This is a genomic window from Peribacillus sp. B65, from assembly GCF_058513295.1.
Genome location: NZ_CP195840.1, coordinates 1,545,850 through 1,569,795 on the forward strand (window position 1 = coordinate 1,545,850; position 23,946 = coordinate 1,569,795).

The 23,946-nt window shown below is 38.3% G+C and carries 19 protein-coding genes, 2 pseudogenes and 3 riboswitches; all 21 genes and pseudogenes read left to right on the forward strand.

Features of this window, described 5'->3' with window-relative positions; genetic code table 11:
- The first annotated feature begins 104 nt into the window (after positions 1-104).
- The 21 genes and pseudogenes from ACSR9O_RS07575 (at position 105) to purU (ending at position 23,250) form a co-directional block, all read left to right on the forward strand.
- Positions 105-1,247 (forward strand): acyl-CoA dehydrogenase family protein, encoded by a 1,143-nt coding sequence (locus ACSR9O_RS07575; protein ID WP_230176569.1) that lies wholly within the window; start codon positions 105-107, stop codon positions 1,245-1,247.
- Between the two features lie 623 nt (positions 1,248-1,870).
- Positions 1,871-2,545: a C40 family peptidase gene (locus tag ACSR9O_RS07580; protein WP_101222120.1), complete on the forward strand. Its 675-nt coding sequence runs from the start codon at positions 1,871-1,873 to the stop codon at positions 2,543-2,545.
- Between the two features lie 145 nt (positions 2,546-2,690).
- Positions 2,691-2,816: pseudogene (locus ACSR9O_RS07585) on the forward strand (cation transporter); the annotation flags it as partial.
- Between the two features lie 330 nt (positions 2,817-3,146).
- Positions 3,147-3,380 carry a hypothetical protein gene (locus ACSR9O_RS07590; protein WP_157830984.1) on the forward strand — a complete coding sequence of 78 codons (234 nt, stop codon included), beginning with the start codon at positions 3,147-3,149 and terminating at the stop codon, positions 3,378-3,380.
- Positions 3,381-3,542: 162 nt separating this feature from the next.
- Positions 3,543-3,617: pseudogene (locus tag ACSR9O_RS07595) on the forward strand (Lrp/AsnC family transcriptional regulator); the annotation flags it as partial.
- Between the two features lie 273 nt (positions 3,618-3,890).
- Positions 3,891-5,093 carry an ATP-binding protein gene (locus ACSR9O_RS07600; RefSeq protein ID WP_491724224.1) on the forward strand — a complete coding sequence of 401 codons (1,203 nt, stop codon included), beginning with the start codon at positions 3,891-3,893 and terminating at the stop codon, positions 5,091-5,093.
- Positions 5,094-5,199: 106 nt separating this feature from the next.
- Positions 5,200-7,188: an acetoacetate--CoA ligase gene (locus ACSR9O_RS07605; RefSeq protein ID WP_230176297.1), complete on the forward strand. Its 1,989-nt coding sequence runs from the start codon at positions 5,200-5,202 to the stop codon at positions 7,186-7,188.
- 213 nt (positions 7,189-7,401) lie between these two features.
- Positions 7,402-7,995, forward strand: a complete 594-nt coding sequence (locus ACSR9O_RS07610; protein ID WP_101222124.1) for a TetR/AcrR family transcriptional regulator — start codon at positions 7,402-7,404, stop codon at positions 7,993-7,995.
- Between the two features lie 110 nt (positions 7,996-8,105).
- Positions 8,106-8,429 carry an antibiotic biosynthesis monooxygenase family protein gene (locus tag ACSR9O_RS07615; RefSeq protein ID WP_230176296.1) on the forward strand — a complete coding sequence of 108 codons (324 nt, stop codon included), beginning with the start codon at positions 8,106-8,108 and terminating at the stop codon, positions 8,427-8,429.
- A gap of 69 nt (positions 8,430-8,498) precedes the next feature.
- The gene (locus tag ACSR9O_RS07620; protein WP_491725457.1) at positions 8,499-9,041 is read left to right on the forward strand and encodes an NADPH-dependent FMN reductase; all 543 of its coding nucleotides are present in this window, start codon (positions 8,499-8,501) and stop codon (positions 9,039-9,041) included.
- Positions 9,042-10,253: 1,212 nt separating this feature from the next.
- Positions 10,254-10,499: a hypothetical protein gene (locus ACSR9O_RS07625; RefSeq protein WP_101222127.1), complete on the forward strand. Its 246-nt coding sequence runs from the start codon at positions 10,254-10,256 to the stop codon at positions 10,497-10,499.
- A 278-nt stretch (positions 10,500-10,777) separates the two neighbouring features.
- Positions 10,778-10,877: riboswitch (glycine riboswitch) on the forward strand.
- 3 nt (positions 10,878-10,880) lie between these two features.
- Positions 10,881-10,937: riboswitch (glycine riboswitch) on the forward strand.
- 302 nt (positions 10,938-11,239) lie between these two features.
- Positions 11,240-12,619, forward strand: coding sequence for an amino acid permease (locus tag ACSR9O_RS07630; RefSeq protein ID WP_101222128.1), 1,380 nt, complete (start codon positions 11,240-11,242; stop codon positions 12,617-12,619).
- Positions 12,620-12,948: 329 nt separating this feature from the next.
- A riboswitch (glycine riboswitch) is annotated at positions 12,949-13,053 on the forward strand.
- Between the two features lie 184 nt (positions 13,054-13,237).
- Entirely contained in the window at positions 13,238-14,488 is a 1,251-nt protein-coding gene (glyA, locus tag ACSR9O_RS07635) for a serine hydroxymethyltransferase (RefSeq protein ID WP_101222129.1), read from the forward strand.
- Positions 14,489-14,626: 138 nt separating this feature from the next.
- The gene (gene gcvT / locus ACSR9O_RS07640) at positions 14,627-15,736 is read left to right on the forward strand and encodes a glycine cleavage system aminomethyltransferase GcvT (RefSeq protein ID WP_101222130.1); all 1,110 of its coding nucleotides are present in this window, start codon (positions 14,627-14,629) and stop codon (positions 15,734-15,736) included.
- A 157-nt stretch (positions 15,737-15,893) separates the two neighbouring features.
- Positions 15,894-16,289 carry a glycine cleavage system protein GcvH gene (gene gcvH, locus ACSR9O_RS07645; protein ID WP_101222131.1) on the forward strand — a complete coding sequence of 132 codons (396 nt, stop codon included), beginning with the start codon at positions 15,894-15,896 and terminating at the stop codon, positions 16,287-16,289.
- 1 nt (position 16,290) lies between these two features.
- Positions 16,291-17,643 (forward strand): aminomethyl-transferring glycine dehydrogenase subunit GcvPA, encoded by a 1,353-nt coding sequence (gene gcvPA, locus ACSR9O_RS07650; RefSeq protein WP_491724225.1) that lies wholly within the window; start codon positions 16,291-16,293, stop codon positions 17,641-17,643.
- A complete protein-coding gene (gene gcvPB / locus ACSR9O_RS07655; protein ID WP_491724226.1) occupies positions 17,636-19,117 on the forward strand; it encodes an aminomethyl-transferring glycine dehydrogenase subunit GcvPB in 1,482 nt (493 codons plus the stop codon). The genes gcvPA and gcvPB overlap by 8 nt, the downstream gene beginning before the upstream one ends.
- A 235-nt stretch (positions 19,118-19,352) precedes the next feature.
- The gene (lipA, locus tag ACSR9O_RS07660) at positions 19,353-20,231 is read left to right on the forward strand and encodes a lipoyl synthase (protein WP_101222134.1); all 879 of its coding nucleotides are present in this window, start codon (positions 19,353-19,355) and stop codon (positions 20,229-20,231) included.
- Positions 20,232-20,269: 38 nt separating this feature from the next.
- A complete protein-coding gene (locus ACSR9O_RS07665; protein WP_101222135.1) occupies positions 20,270-20,581 on the forward strand; it encodes an iron-sulfur cluster biosynthesis family protein in 312 nt (103 codons plus the stop codon).
- Positions 20,582-20,687: 106 nt separating this feature from the next.
- A complete protein-coding gene (lpdA, locus tag ACSR9O_RS07670; protein WP_491724227.1) occupies positions 20,688-22,085 on the forward strand; it encodes a dihydrolipoyl dehydrogenase in 1,398 nt (465 codons plus the stop codon).
- Positions 22,086-22,380: 295 nt separating this feature from the next.
- The gene (purU, locus tag ACSR9O_RS07675; RefSeq protein WP_402942856.1) at positions 22,381-23,250 is read left to right on the forward strand and encodes a formyltetrahydrofolate deformylase; all 870 of its coding nucleotides are present in this window, start codon (positions 22,381-22,383) and stop codon (positions 23,248-23,250) included.
- Positions 23,251-23,946: the final 696 nt, after the last annotated feature.

Genomic DNA, 23,946 nt, shown 5'->3' on the forward strand with positions numbered 1-23,946 from the left:
AACCATAAACTACACTAAGGTGATATGATAAAGTGGAGTTAGCAGTTCTGTTTCTGCTGCTGGATGGTCCAGGATTTTTGTTTACTACAGGAGGGGTGATCTTCATGTCGTTTTTTCAATCACAGAAGCAAAAAGAATATATACAAAAATTAGAGGAAGCGATTCAGTCGTTTTCCGGCCGATCTGAGGCACTTGATGATTCAAAGGGATTTCCTTTTGAAAACATTCAGGAGTTAAAGGAATTCGGATATCCCCGATTAACGTTAGCAAAAGAGGATGGAGGGTACGGCGGTTCCTTATATGATTTTCTCCTATGCCAAGAAAAAATAGCTCAATATTGCGGCCCAACAGCCTTAGGAATAGGCTGGCATGTCGGAACCGTCCTCTCCTTAACGGAGAAGAGACCGTGGGAAAAAGAAGTCATGAAAGAGTTGTTTGATGAAGTGTCGAAAGGTGCTCTAATCAATACGGCAGCATCTGAGACTGGAACGGGAAGCCCGACGCGCGGTGGCAGACCGGAAACGATCGCTATCAAAAAAGGTAAACAATGGAATTTGAATGGCAGAAAGACTTTTACTACACTCTCTCCCATCCTTGATATTTTTCTTGTAACTGCATGGGTACCCGAAGATGAGTGTTTAGGCACTTTTTTAGTTCATCGTGATGTAACGGGTGTAAGTATAGAAGAAACTTGGGATATGATCTCCATGCAAGGAACAGGAAGTCATGATTTGGTGTTAACTGATGTCAGCCTGCCTGAAAAGTATTATGTCATGAAAAGCAATACTGGTAAAAAAAGAAAACCTGAAGCGTGGCTATTACATATACCGGCTTGCTACTTGGGAATTGCAGTGGCTGCCAGAAATTACGCAGTCGAATTTGCGAAAACCTATTCTCCCAATAGCTTACCAGGACCAATCAGGGACCTTCCGAATGTTCAACGTACAATTGGGGAGATGGAACTGGAATTGGGCGAAGCACACCATTTCCTCTACTCTGTCGCAGAAAAATGGGTGCGGCAGCCTGAAGATCATCATGAACTATCGAAGCAATTGGGTGCTGTTAAGTTATCGGTCGTCAATAATTCGATTTCCATCGTCGATAAAGCGATGAGAGTCGTCGGAGCCAAAAGTTTACAACGAAACAATCCCCTGCAACGCTACTATAGGGATGTACGCGCAGGTCTCCATAATCCTCCGATGGATGATGCGACTATAACGATGCTCGCAAAATCCGCTCTTTATTAAGTTCATATTCGAATATGGCACTGAAATGACTTCGTCGTTTTCAGTGTTTTTTGCTATTCTTTTTCTAATATTATTTTGTGTTTTCGTTGCAAGTGCAGTTTTTAGGAGGGGGCTAGTACCTATTAGGTGAGTCTTTTTTTGTACACATGTACCACTTCTAGAGTGTGGGGAAAATTAGAACAAAACATTTATAAAGTTAAGGTTGGAAAAGCCAGGTATTCACAAACTTAAGAACAAACATCTGAACGAATTTAATGGATTCAAATGCAAAATAAAAAGAGTCAGGAAAAATACTATTCACACCGAATCAAAGGGAAGGTGCCCTGCCACCCAAATATTAGTTGAAAGCTAACTCATAGAACCATTTTGGGTTCAATTTTTTGATGGATTAAAGTATGGATAATTTTCATAAGATACCCACAATTTTAAGTTCTGTTAGTAATTTAAAATCTACCAAAGAACATATCAATTTCCGGAAGATATTTGGGGTATTATAGATATTTTGTCACTTCTGCTCAAATACTGCATAATTTTGTAATGATAATGTAAATTAAGGAAAATATGTGTGTCACTTAAGGATGATAAAATTATAAAAAAGAGATTTTATCGGGGGAAAATAGTAAATGAAAAAAATTATTGCTTCAGTAGTTGTGACGGGATTGTTACTTTCGAATCCTTTGGTAAGTAATGCTGCATTAGGAGATCGTACGTTAAAAAGTGGAATGACTCATACCGAAGTAAAACAATTACAAGGGGTTTTAAAGAATAAAGGGTACTTCACTAATAAAAACACTACTACATATTTTGGCACAGTCACTAAAAGTTCGGTAGTGAAATTTCAAAAAAAGAAGGGCTTGAAAGCTGACGGTATTGTAGGTCCGAATACATATAAGGCTTTGGGGATTACGAAAAAAACTGCTCAAAAGTCAAACGGTAATTCATCTACTAATCTGGTAAGTAACGCTAAAAAATATTTGGGTGTACCCTATGTATGGGGAGGGAGTACACCAAAAGGTTTTGATTGCAGCGGATTTTTAAAATATGTTTTCGAAAAAAGTACCGATGTGACTTTGCCTAGAACTGTTGCGGAAATGTATAAGAAGGGGAAAAAGGTTTCTTCACCAAAAGTTGGGGATCTTGTTTTTTTTGAAACCTATAAACCTGGCGCCTCTCATGCGGGCATTTATATTGGAGGGAACCAATTCATTCATAGTTCCTCTTCAAAAGGTGTAAGTATTACTTCGATGAATAATAGCTATTGGTCAGAAAGATATTTAGGTGCAAAAACATATAATTGATAGGGTTGACTTTTAACTTTTATAACAATAAGCCCAGTTCTTTTTCAAGGACTGGCTTTTTTTCATTAATCTACAAATAGGTTATTATATCGAGAAGTCCTATGAAGATGATAACCACACTTCTTTTCTTTATTATTAAGGAACCTTGGCTTTTTTGTCTTGTGGGCATTGCATTAAAGCGATTGAAGGCAGTGTAGAGAAATTGCCTAGAGTTAACACTGTGAAAGAAAACTTGGATTCAGGAACTGTTGAAGTGGAATTTAATCCAGACATGTACAATAACATTTAATATTGAATCACGATTTCGTTTAGAATAACATATACTTTACCGGGGTATGGTTTATTATAACCCTGGTCGTTAATTGTTTCCTAACATCCTATTGAAATGAAATTTGATAAAACTGGCTGCTACAAAGTGTGGGGAGAATTTAAATTTGATGTAAAGTCAATAGCTATCCATTTGTTAAAGAGGTCAAATAAAAAGGAAAAAGGGGATTTCTTATGAACTTAGATGGGGTTAGCAAACATCTATTAATTTGCAACGGGAAAACATGCACGAAAAATGGAGCAGAAGAAGTAACAGAGAACCATTAGAGGGGAATTGAAAAACTTAGAACTACAAAAAAAGATTCACACAACAAAAACATTATGCAACGGCCAATGCAAGCATGGGCCGATCACTGTTCTATATCCACAAGGAACCTGGTATAAAGAAATGAATAAAACAAAAAGTAAAGAACTTATTCGTCAATTGAAAGAAAATGAAAATGTTCATCTAGGTTCAGAACTTTATTACCATGATGGGAAAACATACAAGAACCATGAGAGTGAATGAACTGTAACATCTTACTTCTATATCTAAAAGGGTTTCTGTACAGGGAGCTTTTCTGGAAAAAATTGCGATATTCAATGGACTGATCATTTATACCAATCAGCCCATATTTCCATCAATAGCGTTTCTTCTCCCCATTAATACTAATTGAAAATTGGTCTATTAGAAAAAATGGAAGTTTTGGGAAGAGCATTAGCGTCTATGCCAGAAGTATTGGAGTTTCATTGTTTAACAGGTGAGTAGTAGAAAATTCAATATTTTTACCAATCTGAGGGAAAATACCCGTTCGTAAAAGTACACTTTACGAACGGGTATTTTCCTGGATGGCGGAAGAGGAAACTTTTAATTCCTTCATGTTAATTTCACTAGCTTATTATTCTCTATCTTGTTAAGATTGATATACCTGTCTAAATCTTCGAAAAATATCGAAAGTTCGGTGTAAAAATGAATCTTATGACAAAAGATTTACTGATTAACTTTTTAATTATCCTTTTTCCGATCTTTTTATTGCAAATGAGCTATCTAGTGAAGTACGTATACCGTTTAGATGCATTAAAAGGATCCTTCCTATCGATTTTCCCTATTCTTTCACTTGTTCTATGCATGTTATTTCCCGTTGTTATAGAAAAGGATTTTGTTTGGGATCTTAGATGGATCCCTTTTCTATTAGGCGGTTTATATGGAGGCTACCGGTTAGGAATCATATTGATAGTCATCACTCTTGTTATCCGCTATTTATCAGGGGGTGATAATGGATTTTATATATCATGCATCACTTTTCCACTAATGGGAATTTCCCTGTTTTTTATATCTAAGTACTATCTAAAAATGTCTGTCAGTAAAAAAATCCTTATTGGCACATCATTAATATTCATTGTCCATATTCTTACGCAGTTTATTTCAACAGTCGTATTTGAACTTACTATCGGCATAAGCATATGGAAACAATACTTCACGATCCAAGTCATTGGAATCGTTGTTGTAATCTTACTATGGGAGGTCATCCTCACTAATTTTCAGGTTCTCGAAAAATTAGTGAAAGCGGAAAAATTGCAGATCGTTAGTCATCTGGCTGCAAGCATATCTCATGAAGTCAGAAATCCCCTTACGGTTACCAGGGGATATATTCAAATGTTAAGTGAAGACGTGTCTTCCCATACAAAGGTCAAATATGCAAATATTGCACTGAAGGAATTGGATCGGGCCACGGATGTCATTAATGATTATTTGACGTTTGCTGCCATAAGCCCTGAAAACACGGAGCGTTTAAGGGTATCAGAAGAAATTCAGCATGTCGTGAACAGCATAAAACCCTTGGCTAGCAATAATGGAACTGAATTGAAATTATCCTTATTCGAAGATGGAGCTTATTATATCATGGGGGAAAGGAAGAAATTCCAGCAGTGCTTGTTCAATATCTTAAAGAATGGGATAGAATCGATGGACCATGCTGGCGAAATATACATAGATTTAATTCATGCTGCCTCCACCATCCAAATTAAGATCCAAGATCAGGGAATTGGAATGACACAGGAACAGATATACCGTTTAGGTGAACCTTACTTCACGACAAAGAATAAAGGGACGGGATTAGGAATGATGGTTTCATATAGCGTTATCAAAAGCATGGAAGGAACGGTACATGTGTCGAGTGTACAAGGGAAAGGGACATGTTTCTCTATTAACCTGCCCATGCATAAATACGAGCCTATTTAGTTTAGTGTAAATTGACGGTTTTATACACATAGATTACAATTTAAGTAAACTACCAATATTATGAAATGATTCAATGACGCATTTGATACCTAAGGGAGATGATTGTATGAAATCGCTTACAGATGGACAAATCATTTGGGAACCGACAAAGGAACAAATCGAGCAAACGGTATTGACTCAATATGTGAAATGGTTAAAAGAAAAGAAAGGTTTAACGTTTCATGATTATCATGAATTATGGAAATGGTCGGTAGATGAACTGGAGGAATTTTGGGCTTCAATTTGGGATTATTGTGATGTAAAAGCAGCCAGGAAATATGACAGGGTTTTAGCGGAGCAATCAATGCCAGGTGCGAAATGGTTCGAGGGGGCAAGGCTTAATTATGCTGAAAATGCATTATGGAATGAGCAAGAAGAGAAAACGGCGATTTTTTTCCGTTCCGAACATATCAGGCAGCAGGAAGTCAGCTGGAAAGAGCTGAAAGAAAAAGTAGCTTCTGTCGCCCATTCATTAAGGCAACTTGGTGTGAAATCCGGTGACCGTGTTGTTGCCTATATGCCAAACATACCTGAAGCTGTCATAGCTTTCTTGGCAACAGCAAGCATAGGTGCCATTTGGTCGAGTTGTTCACCTGACTTTGGGGCAAGAAGCGTCATAGATCGTTTCAAACAGATTGAACCGGTTGTATTACTGGCTGTTGATGGATATCAGTACAATGGAAATGTATATGATAAAACATCAGTCGTCGCCCAGCTTAAACAGGAATTGATCACTGTAAAGCATACCGTGCTGGTACCTTACATAGAAAAAAAGATTTTGGAAGTGAATCTGGCAGATACGATTCCTTGGGATGACCTTTTAAAAGAAAAGACAGAATTATCTTTTGAAAATGTTCCGTTCGATCATCCGCTTTGGATTCTCTATTCATCAGGCACAACCGGAATGCCAAAACCAATTGTACAAGGGCATGGCGGTATATTATTGGAGCATTTAAAATCAACAAGAATCCATCAAGGCATGACTTCCGAGGATACTGTATTCTGGTTTACGACGACAGGCTGGATGATGTGGAATCTCCTTATGGGCGGTTTGCTTAATGAAGGGACCATCGTCCTTTATGACGGCAGTCCTTCTTTTCCGAATATGGATGCCCTTTGGGAATTGGCTGAAGATACAGGCATGACTTTCTTTGGAACAAGTGCACCATTCCTTACGAATTCCATGAAGTTAGGAAACAAGCCAATGGGAAAATATGATTTATCGAAATTGAAGGCTCTTTTTTCAACTGGGGCTCCATTGTCTGGCGACGGTTATAAATGGGTGTATGAGAATGTCAAGAAGGATATCTGGCTCAGTTCATCCAGTGGCGGAACCGATGTTTGTGCCGGATTTGTAGGTGGCGTTCCAACATTGCCCGTAAGAATCGGAGAGATACAAGGAAGAGCATTGGGTGTTTGTGCGGAAGCTTTTGATGAGCATGGTCAAACATTGATTAATGAAGTCGGTGAATTGGTAATTACCAAACCGATGCCATCCATGCCGCTATACTTCTGGAATGATCATGACGGGACAAGATACTACGAGAGTTATTTCGATACGTATCCTGGCATATGGAAACATGGTGATTGGATAAAGATTGACGACAAGGGCAGCTGTATCATTTATGGTCGTTCCGACTCGACCATCAACCGTTCTGGTGTTCGGATGGGAACTAGTGATATCTACCGGGTCGTCGAAGCGATCGACGAGGTGATGGAAAGCCTTGTCATTGATAGGGAAGTGCTTGGCCGCGGTTCCTCACTGCTGCTGTTCGTTGTCCTTAAACCCGGTAATGGCCTGGATACAGCATTGACGGCAAAAATCAAGGAACAAATTAGAGGGCATGTGTCCCCTCGCTTTATCCCTGACCAAATCCATGTCGTTGAACAAATTCCTAAAACGTTGAACGGAAAGAAAATGGAAGTCCCGATACGTAAAGTGTTATTAGGTTTCGAGTTTGATAAAGTAGTGAATGCAGACTCCATGGGAAATCCAGAATCGCTACAGTTCTTTAAAGAATTAGCGCTCGAGTTGAATGAGAAAAAAATATTCTAGCAATCAGGCGGAGCAAAATGGTCCGTCTATTATTAGTTTTCCTGAATGGGCTTGGTGTTAATTCCCCAATAAGTTTCTATCATTTGGATTGGCCTACCGTCTTAAAAAGAATATGTATTGCTGGAAATATTTCCTTGACAATTTTAAAACAGCTGAATAGAATAAAACATAAAGTCAGTAAGTACTGACAGTCTATTCAGGGGAAGTGAGAGCATGAGCAGCAGTAATAAGCTAAGTACCGATGATAAGCTGCTGTTGGCGGCAATCGATCTAATCGCAGAGAAGGGATACAATGCTGTTACTACTCAGGAAATTGCTGGTGCCGCAGGTTTGAGTGAAAAAACACTGTTTCGTCGGTTTGGAAGCAAGCTAAATCTTCTAGAAACAGCATTTGATCGATATCATTATGCCGAAGAGATGACAATACTTTTTAATGAAGAGCAAATCGTGTGGGACTTACATTCAGACTTACAACTGATCAGTCGAACATATCATGAAATCATGAATCGTAACCGTAAAATGATTATGATAAGTATCAAGGAGGAAGGCAATTTACCTGGGTTTCGAGAAAAAACACAAAAGCACCCTCGACAGTTACTGAAAATTTTAACAAACTATTTTAACACGATGTATGAGAAAGGAAAGCTTATTCACACTGAACCAGAGCTTCAGGCACTGTCGTTCATGATGATGAATTTTGGAGCCTTTATGAACAACCTGGATGCCGATGAAAACTATCCAACCGTATCCCTGGAGGCATTTATAACTGAGAGTGTGCAAATATTTACTAGGGCTTTAACTCCCTAGTTTTTTATTAAAAATAATGACAGTCAGCACTGACACCCTTTAATGATAAAAAGAGATGCCAATTATTAATGAATTGAAAAAAATATGTTAAATGACAGGAGATTATGAATATGAAATCAAGTAATACAATAGTATGGATTAATGTATTTACAGCTAAACCAGGCAAACTAGATGAATTGGTTGCTATCCAAGCTGAAGAACTACTCAATTTTAAGAAGGGATCACAAGGTGTTCCTGGTTGGATCAGCAGTCGTTGGCATCGTTCTGTAGAAAATAATAAGGCAATTATGGTAACTACCTTTGAGAGTATTGATTTTCATAAAAATTGGTTAGAAAAAAGTGAATTTAGAGAACATCTTAACAAAATAAACCATCTCATTGAAGAAACAGAAGGTGGGTACTACACGTTAGTGGAAGAGATAGAAAATATGTAATCAAACAAATTATGAGGTTTTTATTCTTAACCAATTTATTTGCCAGTCATTAACGAGGAGGAGAAAACATTGGGAAAATTAAATATCGGAATTATCTTAGGAAGCACACGTATAGGACGCGTAAGTCCACAAGTAGGAAGTTGGGTAAAAGAAATAGCTGATGAACGAAAAGACGCAAATTATGAAATCGTCGATATCGTAGATTTTAACTTGCCATTTGTTGGAGAAGGCACTGGTAAAGAACCAGGATTATTAGCTTGGTCAGAAAAACTTTCTGGCTTGGATGGTTTTGTGTTTATCGTACAAGAATACAATCACAGTATTACAGGGGCCCTAAAAAACGCACTTGATTCCGCACGTGATGAATGGAACAACAAAGCTGCGGGCATCGTGAGCTATGGTTCAACTGGCGGAGCCCGTGCAGCTGAACATTTGCGTGGCATCTTAGGGGAATTACTAGTTGCGGACGTTCGGGTAAATCCAACATTATCGCTATTTACAGACTTTGAAAACTTCAAGACGTTTAAACCAGCTGATTTACACCTTGGGAATGTAAATGCAATGTTAGATCAAACGATTGCATGGAGCGGTGCCTTAAAAAAATTAAGATAAGCTTGATAGTTTACTAACCGCCTTTAAAGTAGCTTTCCTTGCCATGCCACTATACTCTTACATGGATTATGCACAGTTAAAAAGCAAAACGGCCTTCTAAAATTCAGCCTAGTTTAAAAGATTTAGTATAGCGGAATATTTAATATGTTTATTGAAAATGGTGACAAACCATTGGTTAGTTCTATAAGACCTATTGTAGAGTTGACACAAACTGTGCGATTATATGGGCACATAAAACGCCCGAAGGGGCAAAAAGTAAATGTTTCTTTAATTTTCTTTCGCATCTTTCTATTACTTTGCGAATAAAAAGTCCTTAACGAGTCTTTTTAAAGAAATGTACGGAGCTACACCATGCTTAGAATATATTGATTCGTTAAAAAGTATTATATAGAAGAAACAGAAACATTGATCAATTCACCAGAAATTTTAAGCTATATTGGAAACCGTACTAACCAAACATGATCAATCGTAGAAACGGATACAGCAATGTTGAAACAAATGAAGTTATTGCTACAAGTTCACCTTACTTTAAATCAGATGTGTCTTGAATGTACATTTTTTTTTACCAGAATTGAATATCAATAAATGACCGCGAATGAAGAAAATTATTTTTCAAAAGCTTTATGGTTTTATGAAGCATTGTTTACAGGTATACAGCGCATCTATTTAAGTACTTGGGACTTTCTCTTTATATGCCTTATAATACATCTGTTAAACCAAAGGAATTAGAACGAGTATATTTAAATTGTATGATTTACTAAAAAAATTGTTTAAGACATTCTTTATTCCTATTTAACGATTAATGGAATTCATTTTTTATATTAGAAAAGTGATTATATAATAAAGTCATTGTTGCTATGAGCTCCAATGACTTTTTCTATTTTAAAGCAAAACTTCTTTCGAATGGTATATTTACTTGCTAAGTTGAGTATTCACCTCCCTTTTTTGATGTGAATATTTGTTAGTGAAATATCTTACTATCTATAAAAGAAATATACAAAAATAATAAGTATATATAGATTTGATCATACTTTATGAATATGTTTTAAAAGAAGCTGGTAAAATGAATCGGGAATGGTTTCGTTAACACGTCAAGCATTGTGAAAATGGATACGTGATGATAAATATAAACCCTATTGACCCAGATTATGTTATTCTATTTTTGTTTACATCAGTCCGTCAGAAAAACTGTAAAGGGGGTATAAGGTTAAAATGGTTAAGGAAAAGAAACTCAAGCTAAAGAAGCCAAAGAAGTGGTGGGGATGGGTTCTAGCATTTGTCATCATAGCTAATACAGTTGGTGGTGGGGACAAAGAGGAAGTTGCTAAAGAAGAGCAGGCTTCTGAAAATACTGTTGAACTTAGGGAGGAAGCTCCTAGACAATCTTTACTGCTGCAAGGAATTTCGCGAGTCTCGAATTTTCTCTTTTTCCATACATCAATTATGTTAAAACTATAGATATTATTTCCTCTCCCGGCTTTGAATTTTGCCGTATTGTCAATCGAAAAATGCCGATATTTTTGCATATACATAAGCGAGTTTGGGATTTCTAACAACATAGAAAAGCTGCTAATAAGCTTGATTTTTCATAGCTAATAACTTCTAAAATATCCTGATCATAAAGTTCAAATTTGTCCATTTTTAGATTTCAGAAAATAGAGTTTTTTCAGATAATCATTGAAATATCCATTAAAAACCGATAATATACAACTATTAAAACAACTTTATATCAGCGGATGATGATTGTGGGAGAGTCTAAACAATGTTTAGCACCGAAGGAGCAAATCCTATAAAAGCAGGAACTAATCTCTCAGGTAAAAGGACTACAATTGGACGCGTCTCTGAAGAGAGCCATAGGCCACCGAAGGAGTTAAACTCTCAGGTAAAAGGACAGAGGAAGGTAGGAAAATACCTATCTTTCCTCTGCCCTTTTTTGTACTTGGGAAGATAAAAAGAGAGGAGTGTTAATTGAGATCTGTAGATAAATGATCTATCCTTTGATTTGTACAATTAATGCTATATTTTCAAAAATGGTTGGTAGCTTTAGTTTAAAAATCTATATCCAGTACCCATCAAAGAAAACGCTTACAGCGGTGAGACAGTCTCCAGTACGCTATTAATTCACACTCATTGAAAGGCTGACCCTTTAAAAGGGGAAAATTCCAAGTAGCCTAAAAAAGTAGAAGGTGGGAAATCTTATGCAGGAACAAAAGTTGGATAGAGGGCTAAAAAACAGGCACGTACAACTCATAGCTATTGGAGGGGCAATCGGAACGGGATTATTTCTTGGGGCAGGAAAATCTATTCATTTAGCCGGGCCATCAATTCTATTTGCTTACATGATTACAGGCATCATTTGCTTCTTAATCATGCGCGCACTTGGAGAACTGCTCTTATCTAATTTGAACTATCATTCCTTTGTTGACTTTGTAAGAGACTATTTAGGTAATATGGCTGCATTTGTAACCGGCTGGACCTACTGGTTTTGCTGGATTTCAATCGCAATGGCCGACTTAACGGCAGTTGGTCTTTATACTCAGTATTGGTTTCCTTCCGTACCGCAATGGATGCCAGGATTAATTGCACTAGTCATTCTGCTATTTATGAATCTTGCAACCGTAAAACTTTTTGGCGAAATGGAATTCTGGTTCGCATTAATTAAGGTCATCGCTATCCTAGCACTAATTGTTATCGGTATTTTCATGATTATTAAAGGCTTTTCCACTGATTCAGGCGCAGCAAGTTTCACGAATCTATGGAGACACGAAGGGATGTTCCCAAATGGAATAAATGGTTTTGTCCTCTCATTCCAGATGGTAGTGTTTGCGTTTGTGGGCATTGAACTTGTAGGACTTACAGCAGGTGAAACAGAAAATCCAGAAAAAGTTATCCCCAAAGCGATCAATAATATTCCTATTCGGATTATAATTTTCTACATTGGCGCACTTATTGTCATTATGAGTGTTTATCCGTGGAACGCAATCATCCCAACGGAAAGCCCATTCGTCCAAGTATTTGTGGCTGTAGGTATCGCTGGTGCAGCTGGTATCGTTAATTTTGTCGTCCTAACATCGGCTGCTTCGGCATGTAACAGCGCAATCTTCAGTACAAGCCGGATGGTATATTCACTTGCCAAAGATAAAAATGCACCTGTACCGTTTGCAAAACTTAATGACCGAAAAGTACCTTCCAATGCATTGTTCTTTTCAACTGTTGTCATTTTAATTTCCGTTGTTTTGAACTATTTAATGCCTGAAGGTGTATTTACCTTGATTACAAGTATTTCTACAGTATGTTTCATCTTTATTTGGGGAATTACAGTCATCAGTCATTTGAAATACCGTAAAACAAGGCCAGATCTAGTGAAAAAGAGCAAATTTAAATTACCACTTTATCCAATTTCCAATTACTTGATCCTTGCTTTCCTAGCGTTCGTCCTTGTGGTTCTTGCACTTGCGGACGACACTCGTGTTGCCTTATTCGTTACACCTGTATGGTTCATTATGCTGATTGCGATTTATAAGATGGGCAAAACGAAGGTGGATCAGGCGAATCAGAGAGAGATAGCGGGGAATTAAGAGTCAAGAAATCCTTTGATTCTATTTGCGGTGTTTGTCCAGATAGTTGCCGCTCCATATTTTCCAACTCGGTGAGTAAAAAATCTGTCCGTTTTAAAAAAACAAAGATATCTGGTTGATCTTATGATAATTCGAAATAAATATTTTAGAATAGTATTGTTAGCGCTTTCAAAAATGCTTGACATAATTATGCTCAACAACTATTCTAAATGTACTAAATTGAATAAGCGGATGACAGTTGTGGGAGAGTGCAAAGCGACAAGCCACCGAAGGAGCAAGTTCCAAAAAGACCCTTGGAACAAATCTCTCAGGTAGATGGAACCACAAATGGACGCACCTCTGGAGAGCGCGTATTAACATATACGCCACCAAAGGGGAAAGGCTCTATTAAAAAATGGAGCTAAACTCTCAGGTAAAAGGACAGAGAAGGGTAGAGAACGCTACGACCCTTTTCTGTCCTTTTTTGCGTGCAAAAAAGGTTGTAAAGCATACTATTTTTAACAGTTTTATAGAAAAGCAGGCTTGTAGCGGGCAAGAAATTTAGTGTCTAGTACCATATTGGAATTAGTAATTAAACGAAAATTCAGAATTAATAAAAATGTCTAGGAGGAAATTTAAATGAGTTTACATCAAAATGATTTAACCATTTTTGAAGCGATTGAAAAAGAAGGACAACGTCAACATCAAACACTGGAGTTGATTGCATCAGAGAACTTTGTTAGCCCAGATGTATTAGAGGCAATGGGAAGCGTGATGACAAATAAATATGCAGAAGGTTATCCAGGAAAGCGCTATTATGGTGGGTGTGAATTTGTAGATGTGGCAGAACAAACGGCTATTGAGCGGCTAACAAAACTTTTCGGTGCCAAATATGCAAATGTTCAGCCTCACTCAGGTGCACAAGCCAATTTCGCAGTTTTTTTCGCACTGCTTCAGCCTGGTGATAAGGTGATGGGAATGGACCTTTCACATGGTGGCCACTTAACTCATGGAAGCCCAGTCAGCGTTTCAGGAAAATGGTTTGAAGTTGTGTCCTATGGAGTTAGAGAAGATACTCAGTTAATTGATTATGATGAGTTGGAAGCTATCGCAAAGAAAGAAAAACCTAAATTGATTATTGCAGGAACCAGTGCCTATCCAAGAACGATTAATTTTGCACGATTTAGAGAAATTGCCGATCAAGTTGGTGCAAAACTTATGGTGGATATGGCTCATATAGCCGGTCTGGTAGCTACTGGTCTTCACCCATCCCCAATCCCATATGCGGATGTTGTGACAAGTACAACTCATAAAACATTAAGAGGACCTCGGGGGGGCATCATTTTAACAAACGATGAAGTAATTATCAAAGCGATTAATAAATCCGTATTCCCTGGAATTCAAGGCGGTCCACTTATGCATATCATTGCAGCAAAAGCAGTTGCATTCAACGAAGCTTTACAACCAAGCTTTAAAGATTATGCGAAACAAGTCATTGAAAATGCTACAACACTTGGCGAAACATTAAAAAATGAAGGTGCAGCCCTTGTTTCTGGTGGAACAGATAATCATATTGTCCTTTTAGATTTGCGTCCGTGGAATTTAACAGGAAAAGAAGCAGAGAAATTATTGGAAGACGCAGGCATTACCGTTAATAAAAATACGATTCCCTATGATCCTGAAAAGCCATTTGTTACGAGCGGTATCCGAATGGGGACAGCAGCTTTAACAACTCGAGGCATGAAGAAAGAAGAGATGGTGAAAATTGGTGAAGTGATTGCAACCGTTCTAAAGAGTAAAGGGAATAAAGACGTTCTTCAGGAAGCAAGAGAAACGACCAAAGGGATTTGTGATGGTTATCCGTTATTTCAACAGCCAATTACTGTGTAAAGAAAGGGACAGCTTAATGGAATTATGCCTTTGCAGAAAACCTGAGCAACGGCCATGACAGCGAGATATGTCTCCTGGCAATAAAGAAACCAGTAACAGTTGAACTATTTTGCAGAAAATCATAATTGGGGGTAAACCATGGGTATTGAAACAGCATTAAAGCAAACACCGCTTTTTGAAGTATATGAAAAATACGGAGCAAAAGTCATAAATTTTGGTGGCTGGGCTCTGCCGGTTCAATTTACCAGCATTTTAGAAGAGCATGAGGCTGTTCGAACTCAAGCAGGACTTTTTGATGTTTCTCATATGGGAGAAGTACTTGTGGAAGGGAAAGATGCCGAGAGTTATATTAACTACCTTGTTACAAACGATGTAACAAAGCTTGGCATCAATCAAGCACAGTATACCGCAATGTGTTATCCAGACGGTGGAACGGTCGATGATTTATTAGTTTATAAATTAGATAATGAAAAATATCTACTTGTCATTAATGCTGCAAACATTGAGAAAGATTACGAATGGATGAAGCAGCAAGTAAAAGGAGAGATGGCGCTCCAGAATATTTCAGAAGACATTGCTCAACTTGCCATCCAAGGACCTAAGGCAGAAAGCATTTTGCAAAAGTTAACGGAAATAGATTTATCAGAAATTGGTTCTTTTAAATTCGCCCAGCATGTCAACATCTCTGGGATTACCGACGTACTTGTATCCCGTACAGGTTACACAGGAGAAAATGGATTTGAAATTTATTTATCCGCAGACAAAGCGGTAGTACTTTGGGAAAAGATCTTAGAAGCAGGAGCCACGAGTGGATTAAAACCATGCGGACTAGGTGCACGGGATACGCTTCGTCTTGAAGCACGTCTTGCACTCTATGGCCAAGAACTAAGTAAAGACATCAGCCCGCTTGAAGCAGGAATCGGCTTTGTCGTAAAGACGAATAAAGAAAGTGACTTTATCGGAAAATCTGCTCTTACAGAACAAAAAGAAGCTGGATTAAAACGAAAATTAGTAGGAATTGAAGTAACAGGCCGTGGGATTCCGCGTCATGGTTACAAGGTAATTTCTAAAGATGGAGCGGAAATAGGTATTGTTACATCAGGAACACAATCACCATCTTTGAAGAAAAGCTTAGGTCTCGCCTTGGTATCATCCGGTCAAGCTGAAGTGGGTACGCCGATAAAAGTGGAAATCCGAAATAAACAGATTGAAGCCGTTATTGTTAATACACCATTCTACAAAAGATAAGCGGAAATATTTTAATAGATTTTTCGAGTAGTTTTCTTGAGTCAATTACCGTTACCTGGCATGCAGCCTGAAATCGATTACCTAAGAGTTAAATTACCTAAAGTATATTCTGAATTATACCAATAGTTAAAAAACGAAAAGAAAAGGGGAAAATACAATGACGAAAGTAATATCAAGTTTTCGATATAGCAAAGAACATGAATGGGTCCAACAATTAGAAGGAAATCGTGTACGTATTGGAATCTCTGATTATGCACAAAAGGCATTAGGTGATATCGTCTTTGTTGAAAATCCAGAGATTGATGATGAAGTAACAGTCAATGAATCGATGGGAACGATCGAGTCAGTTAAAGCAGTTTCCGAACTTTACTCACCTGTTTCAGGCACGGTGGTTACTGTAAACGAAGAGTTAGAAGGTGCCCCAGAGACAATTAACGAGCATCCATTTGAAGCAGGGTGGTTAGTCGAAGTAGAAATGTCCAATCCAGAAGAGCTAGACTCACTTCTAAACGAAGATGAGTATCAAGCATTTACTAATGAAGGAGAGGAATAATATGACAGCCACTTATAGATACCTTCCTGATACGAAACAAGATAAAGACGAAATGCTCTCATTTTTAGATATTTCTTCTATAGATGAGTTATTTGAAGATATTCCAGCTGAAATTAGGCTGCAGGGTGAGCTAAACATCCCAAAGGCTGTTCCTGAACCGCTTCTTTTGAAAAGAATGAACCAGCTTGCTACAAAAAACAAAAATGCGAATCATTACCCGACTTTCCTAGGTGCGGGTACATATGATCACTACATTCCAAGTGTGGTAAACCATATGATTTCACGCTCCGAATTTTACACGGCCTATACACCTTACCAACCGGAAATCAGTCAAGGTGAATTACAAGCAATTTTTGAATTTCAAACGATGGTCTGTGAGTTGACAGGAATGGATGTGGCTAACTCTTCCATGTACGATGGTTTTACATCACTTGCAGAAGCTGCATCACTTGCTGTTACATCTACAAGACGTTCAAAAGTCCTTGTATCCAAAGCGGTACATCCTGAATCCCGTGCAATTTTACATACAGTAGCAGCAGGTCCGGGATACACAGCAGAGGAAGTGAATCTTGCCGGTGAGATTACGGATTTAGGGAAGCTTCAAGAACAAATTGACAAAGACACTGCTGCCGTAATTGTTCAATATCCAAATTTCTTCGGTTCCATTGAGGATATAGATGCAATTAAGAAAATTGCAGTAGAAAAAGGTGCCCTTTTAATCGTAAGCGCCAATCCTCTTGCACTAGCACTCTTGCAGGCTCCGGGGAAAATTGGGGCAGATATTGTGATAGGTGATATGCAGCCATTAGGAATCCCGATGTCCTTTGGCGGGCCACACTGCGGCTATTTTGCGGTAAATAAAAAACTCATGCGCAAAATCCCAGGACGTATTGTAGGCCAAACAGCAGATGAAAAAGGAAAGCGTGGATTTGTGTTAACACTTCAAGCACGTGAACAGCATATTCGCCGTGATAAAGCCTCATCCAATATTTGTTCCAACCAGGCATTAAATGCTCTTGCCTCTTCTATTTGTATGACATCACTTGGAAAGCAAGGGATTCGTCAAATGGCACAGCTAAACATTGAGAAAGCTGATTACATGGCAAAAATCCTAGAGCAGAAAGGCTTTACTATATACAATGAAGCACCATTCTTCAATGAGTTTGTTGTCGGGCTTCCTCGTCCGGTAAAGGAAGTCAATGCAAAACTTCTTAAGGCGGGTATTATCGGTGGATTTGATTTAGAAAGTGATTACGGTTTTGAAAATAAAATGCTGCTAGCTGTGACTGAGCAGCGAACAAAAGAAGAAATTGACCAATTTGTTGATGCTTTGGAGGCGATTGTAAATGGTTGAATATAATGAGTTAATTTTTGAAATAAGTCGTCCAGGACGAGTGGGATCAAGTCTTCCAGATAGTGATGTTGATTATGTTGATATAAATGAAAAATTTCCAAAGCATTTAATTCGTGACGAACCTGCTGAGCTGCCAGAAGTATCAGAGTTGCAGCTTGTCCGCCATTACACAGCGCTCTCTAATAAAAACCATGGAATCGATAATGGATTCTATCCTCTGGGTTCATGCACGATGAAGTACAATCCGAAAATAAATGAAGATGTGGCACGTTTGGAAGGATTTAGCCGCATTCATCCTTATCAGCCCGTTGAAACAGTACAGGGAGCATTAGAGGTTTTATATGAATTACAGGAAGAGCTAGCTGTCATTACAGGAATGGATGCTGTAACTTTACAGCCATCTGCTGGTGCTCAAGGGGAATGGACAGGTTTAATGATGGTTAAAGCGTATCATGCTCATAAAGGTGAAACCAGAACGAAAGTACTTGTTCCAGACTCAGCGCACGGTACAAATCCTGCAAGTGCAAGTGTTGCTGGTTTTCAAACGATCACGATTCCATCCGATAAAAATGGATTAGTAGACTTAGAAGAATTAAAGAAACATGTGGGATCTGATACAGCTGCGCTTATGCTGACTAATCCGAATACCCTTGGACTTTTTGAAAAAGAAATTGTGGAAATCGCTCAGGTTGTTCATAACGCAGGGGGCCTTTTATATTATGACGGAGCGAATGCAAATGCCATTTTAGGTAAAACAACACCAGGTCAAATGGGCTTTGACATCGTACACCTAAATCTTCACAAAACGTTTACGACTCCTCATGGAGGTGGCGGCCCAGGAGCAGGTCCTGTCGGTGTGAAAGAGAAACTTACTCCATACTTGCCAGTACCGCGCATCGAAAAAGAAGGTGATAAATATGTGCTGAACGCGAATTATTCGGACTCTATCGGAAGGGTAAAAGGGTATTATGGAAACTTCGGAATTCTCTTACGGGCGTATACTTATATTCGCACGATGGGGCCTGAAGGGCTGCGCCAAGTATCAGAAAGTGCCGTGCTTCATGCTAATTATCTTCGTAAAAGATTGGAGCCATATTTTGAAGCGCCTTATTCACAAATTTGCAAGCATGAATTTGTCCTATCCGGATCCAATCAGAAAAAGCTGGGTGTAAGAACGCTTGACATAGCAAAACGCCTGCTAGATTTCGGCTACCACCCGCCGACCATCTATTTCCCATTAAATGTTGAAGAATGTTTGATGATTGAACCGACTGAAACAGAGTCGAAAGAAACACTTGATGCTTTTGCGGATGTAATGATTACAATTGCCAAAGAAGTGGAAGAAAACCCAGGGATTGTTTTAGAAGCACCACATACTACAGTGATTGGGCGATTGGATGAGGTCCAAGCTGCTAGACAACCAATCTTGCGTTATTCCAAAGAAGTAGTAGAGGAAGCAACGGTAACGTCATAAATGAATGAACATGAACCGCCAAGGATGGAATATGAAGAAATGAATTTCGATATTTCATTCTAGGTGGTTTCATAAGCATGTTTAAAAAGGATGAAAAAAGTGCCAAGAGGTGCAAGGAGAAAATAGTCTGGTGAACTGAAAAGACAGAGCAACGGAGAAACTCTATCGGTCTTTTTTAGGCAATTGAACAACCTCTTTCAAGCTAAAATACATTCTCATAGGAGTGAGAAATAAAATGTCCATCAAAGATCTTCGTAAACCGGAATGGCTTAAAATTAAATTAAATACGAATGAACAATATACTGGCTTAAAGAAAATGATGCGTGAAAAAAAACTTCATACTGTTTGTGAAGAAGCGAGATGCCCTAACATTCATGAATGCTGGGCGGTACGAAAAACGGCAACTTTCATGATTTTAGGAAGTGTATGTACGCGAGCTTGCAGGTTCTGTGCAGTTCAAACAGGGCTACCATCAGAGCTAGATTGGGAAGAACCCGAACGTGTCGCAGAATCAGTAAAGCAAATGAACCTAAAGCATGTGGTGATTACCGCAGTTGCTCGTGATGACTTAAATGATGGCGGAGCAAAGGTATTTGCAGAAACTGTAAATGCTGTGAGGCGGCAAAATCCATTTTGCAGCATTGAAGTTCTCCCCTCGGATCTGAATGGGGAATATGACAATTTAAAAACATTAATGGATGCAAGACCAGACATATTGAATCACAACATTGAAACAGTAAAACGCTTATCCCAAAAAGTTCGTGCTCGTGCAACTTACGAACGTTCATTAGAGTTTTTACGGCGGGCAAAACAAATGAATTCAACTATTCCTACGAAATCAAGCATTATGATTGGTCTAGGAGAAACAAAAGAAGAAATTATGGAAACAATGGATGATCTTCGTGCTAACGATGTGGACATTATGACTATTGGTCAATACTTGCAGCCGACTAAACGACATTTGAAGGTTGAAAAATATTGGAGTCCAGAAGAGTTTGAAGAACTGAAAAACATTGCCATGTCAAAAGGGTTTAGTCATTGCGAAGCCGGTCCGCTTGTTCGCTCCTCCTATCACGCAGATGAACAAGTTCGTGCAACTAAAGCTAATGCGTAATCTTTTTTCATTAAACCATTAAGAAAGGGGAGAAGCAGATGATAGCTAAATTAAAAATAACAGAGGCAGCCATGAATAAACTGAAGGAAATGACATGTAAAGGTAAGCAAATTCCTCGCATTGACGCTGATATTGCCGGCGGCTGCGGGGTGTCGGTAAAGTTCTCCCTCTTATTGGACGAGCCCCGCAGAAATGATGTAATTATTGAATATGAGGGAGTTCAGCTTAGATTAGATCATTTTACAAAACGCTATTTAGATGAAGAAACACAAATTGATTATATAGATGATAGTGGCTTTATTGTTGGAGAAAGCTTTGCATCCAGTGCATGTGCCATTGAAATAAATTAAAGTATCGTGATCGTTTACCTATTAATAGAAGAGATCGTGTTTAATAAGTTAGTAGTTTTCTTACAATATCCACATATCTATCGAAAACCAAAGGGGGAAGAATTAGGTGAATAAACAATATGACGTTGTTATCATCGGTGGCGGCACCGGTGGATATGTTGCGGCCATACGCGCGTCTCAATTAGGATTCAAAACGGCGGTAGTTGAACAAGGTAAACTTGGTGGAACTTGCCTTCATGCAGGTTGTATTCCAAGTAAAGCATTATTAAGAAGTGCAGAGGTCTATTCCAATGCAAAGAATGCAGATAAATTTGGTGTTATTGCACCTGAAGTTGGGCTGGATTTCTCAAAAGTACAGGCCAGGAAAGAAGAAATTACTGAACGCTTATTTAAAGGTGTACAACATTTAATGAAAAAAGGGAAAATAGATGTGTTTGAAGGAAAAGGGAGTATTTTACAGTCAAAGGATGTTTTAGTGAGATTGAATAATGATGAACGGGAAACAATATTAAACCCTCGAAATATTTTAATAGCTACAGGTTCCCGTCCAAGGACATTACCCGGCCTAGAAGCAGATAGCGAATATGTGATGACATCTGATGAAGCGCTACAAATGAAAGTGCTCCCAAATTCCATCATTATTGTTGGCGGCGGTGTTATTGGAATAGAATGGGCTTCGATGCTTATTGACTTTGGATTAGAGGTGACTGTGATTGAGTATGCCGATCGCATTTTACCGACGGAAGATAAAGATATTTCAAAGGAAGTACAGCGACTAATGAAGAAAAAAGGTGTGAAAATCGTAACAGGGGCAAAGTTGCTTCCAGAATCGTTAGAAAAAGGTGAGGGTGTCTCTATAAAGGCGGAATATAAGGGGAAAGACACGACATTTACAGCGGAAAAATTATTAGTATCTGTCGGAAGATTAGCAAACATAGAAGGCATTCACCTTGAAAATACCAAAGTTGAAGTCGAACATGTTATTCAAACAAATGAGTATTATCAAACGAATGAGCCAAACATTTATGCAATTGGAGATGTGATTGGAGGATTACAGCTTGCCCATGTTGCTTCACATGAAGGGATCATCGCAATTGAACATATGGCAGGAGAAAACCCTGATCCGCTTGATCAATCTCTTGTTTCAAAATGCATATATAGTAACCCGGAGGTAGCTAGTGTTGGGTTAACAGAAGAGGATGCGAGGGAGAAAGGGTATCAAGTAAAAACAGGGAAGTTCTCCTTCCGTGCAATTGGAAAGGCTCTTGTTTTTGGTGAATCAGACGGTTTTGTTAAACTCGTTGTTGAAGAAGAGTCTAGTAAGTTGTTAGGAGCGCATATGGTTGGGCCTCATGTAACCGATATGATTTCAGAAGCTGGTCTTGCACGTGTATTAAATGCAACAGCTATGGATATTGCGCATACGATACACCCTCACCCTACATTAGCGGAAGCAATTGGGGAAGCTGCCCTAGCGGTATATGATAAGGAAATACACGCATAGTTATTATAATCTTAAAAGAAGAGTTGAATACTTCTTCCTTGAGATGAACCATTTGATAGCTGGAGAAGCAAGGCATTAGGCAGTATCACTCTGAAAACTTATGGTGTGAAATTGTGGAAGAGAAAGCGTCAATTTTAAGGTCTACCGCCCTCCCTTTACCGTAGTTCAAGATTACTAGTAATGAAATTGTAGTGACGGTATTGTTTGGACACCTATAGCGGTTGTGTGGCCAGCATTCTGAATTTGAAAGTTTTTACATATTTTAATTACAAATCTAAAGGATGGTGAGATTCCATTGTATAAAGAAGTGAATGTAAACCGTGCTAAATTATTAATATCCTGTCCAGAAAAACCAGGTATTATCTCGGCTGTATCCAACCTTTTATTAGAAAGCAGAGCAAATGTTGTTCATTTTGACCAACATACGACGGATCCACAATCAGGTATGTTTTTTATGAGAATCGAATTTGATTTAAACGACTTTGATGCTTCCTATGCAAAACTTGAAGAGGACTTACATGTGTTGGCCCAGGCTTACGCGATGGAATGGAGCTTAAGCGGTAATAATAAAAGAAAACGAATGGCCATCTTTGTATCCAAAATGGATCACTGTCTTATGGAGCTTATATGGCGTTGGAAATCGAATGAACTTCCAGTGGAAATCCCGATGGTGATCAGTAATCATCCTGATTTTAAAAAAATAGTTGAAAGTTATGACATCCCTTATTATCATATTCCTTTAGCTCATGAAACGAAGCAACAAGCAGAACAGAAAGCACTAGATCTATTGAAAGGGAAAGTAGACTTCATTGCCTTGGCTAGATATATGCAAATTCTTTCTCCTGCATTTGTATCGGAGTTCCCAAATCAAATTATTAACATTCATCATTCTTTCCTACCGGCGTTTGTCGGTGCAAACCCTTATGCGAGGGCCTATAACCGGGGAGTTAAGTTAATTGGAGCAACTGCTCATTATGTTACGAATGATCTTGATGAAGGACCGATTATTCAGCAAGATGTAAAGAGGGTTAATCATAGACATACAATCGAAGAATTAAAGGTTACCGGAAGTCATGTAGAAAGACAGGTTCTTGCCCAAGCTGTTTCTTGGCATATTGAAGATAGAGTTATTATTCATGGCAATAAAACAATCGTGTTTGATTGAATAAAATATTATGGCTTCAAAGATAAAGATAAAGATAAACATTAAATTTATAGATAATTGAAGAACTTATTATTTTTCCAACATTTCAAAGGGTTTTTCTCTACTAATTCTCTTGAAAAAGACTAATTACTCGACCTTGGGGAATACTTTGTCATATCTCAAACGGGATACCATTACTATTTATTCCCATTCCTATATTAATACCCACATCTCAATCTCTATTAAAATCGAATCAATTCCATACCATAAAAGTTTGCCGTGGTTAGAGTGATAGAATTTAAGTCATTCATTTCAAAAAACGAATAACAGCTTGATTTTTTTTGTACATTTGTTGATTGAGGCACTCAAATGCTAATTTCAAAGCATTATCAATATAAACAAACATAATAAGATCGAAATGTTTTTTAGCTTTTTCGCCTGTTCAATAACTGAAATTATTATTAGTTGAAAAAACTCTTTTTTTAGCTTTGAAGCGCTCAATGGCTGTTCTCTGCTTGTATAGCTTTTTCCATGCTTCTGTACATGTAACCGTGACGGGCCACACCAATCGCAGTGTTGTGAGTTAGGTACGAGTTCAATTCATGGCTTAATCGTGTTCATATAATTAATAGATTAGGACCGTTTCGGCAAATGAAAAACAAAAGCGGCATAATTAAGGCTGTTAAACAAATCTTTTCCCAGAAAAGGGGGATATCG

What these genes read in the sequence shown, in the direction of transcription:
- ACSR9O_RS07575 (WP_230176569.1), top strand. Translation starts at nt 105, where the DNA reads ATGTCGTTTTTTCAATCACAGAAGCAAAAAGAATATATACAAAAATTA.
- ACSR9O_RS07580 (WP_101222120.1), top strand. Translation starts at nt 1,871, where the DNA reads ATGAAAAAAATTATTGCTTCAGTAGTTGTGACGGGATTGTTACTTTCG.
- ACSR9O_RS07600 (WP_491724224.1), top strand. Translation starts at nt 3,891, where the DNA reads ATGAGCTATCTAGTGAAGTACGTATACCGTTTAGATGCATTAAAAGGA.
- ACSR9O_RS07605 (WP_230176297.1), top strand. Translation starts at nt 5,200, where the DNA reads ATGAAATCGCTTACAGATGGACAAATCATTTGGGAACCGACAAAGGAA.
- ACSR9O_RS07610 (WP_101222124.1), top strand. Translation starts at nt 7,402, where the DNA reads ATGAGCAGCAGTAATAAGCTAAGTACCGATGATAAGCTGCTGTTGGCG.
- ACSR9O_RS07615 (WP_230176296.1), top strand. Translation starts at nt 8,106, where the DNA reads ATGAAATCAAGTAATACAATAGTATGGATTAATGTATTTACAGCTAAA.
- ACSR9O_RS07625 (WP_101222127.1), top strand. Translation starts at nt 10,254, where the DNA reads ATGGTTAAGGAAAAGAAACTCAAGCTAAAGAAGCCAAAGAAGTGGTGG.
- ACSR9O_RS07630 (WP_101222128.1), top strand. Translation starts at nt 11,240, where the DNA reads ATGCAGGAACAAAAGTTGGATAGAGGGCTAAAAAACAGGCACGTACAA.
- glyA (WP_101222129.1), top strand. Translation starts at nt 13,238, where the DNA reads ATGAGTTTACATCAAAATGATTTAACCATTTTTGAAGCGATTGAAAAA.
- gcvT (WP_101222130.1), top strand. Translation starts at nt 14,627, where the DNA reads ATGGGTATTGAAACAGCATTAAAGCAAACACCGCTTTTTGAAGTATAT.
- gcvH (WP_101222131.1), top strand. Translation starts at nt 15,894, where the DNA reads ATGACGAAAGTAATATCAAGTTTTCGATATAGCAAAGAACATGAATGG.
- gcvPA (WP_491724225.1), top strand. Translation starts at nt 16,291, where the DNA reads ATGACAGCCACTTATAGATACCTTCCTGATACGAAACAAGATAAAGAC.
- gcvPB (WP_491724226.1), top strand. Translation starts at nt 17,636, where the DNA reads ATGGTTGAATATAATGAGTTAATTTTTGAAATAAGTCGTCCAGGACGA.
- lipA (WP_101222134.1), top strand. Translation starts at nt 19,353, where the DNA reads ATGTCCATCAAAGATCTTCGTAAACCGGAATGGCTTAAAATTAAATTA.
- ACSR9O_RS07665 (WP_101222135.1), top strand. Translation starts at nt 20,270, where the DNA reads ATGATAGCTAAATTAAAAATAACAGAGGCAGCCATGAATAAACTGAAG.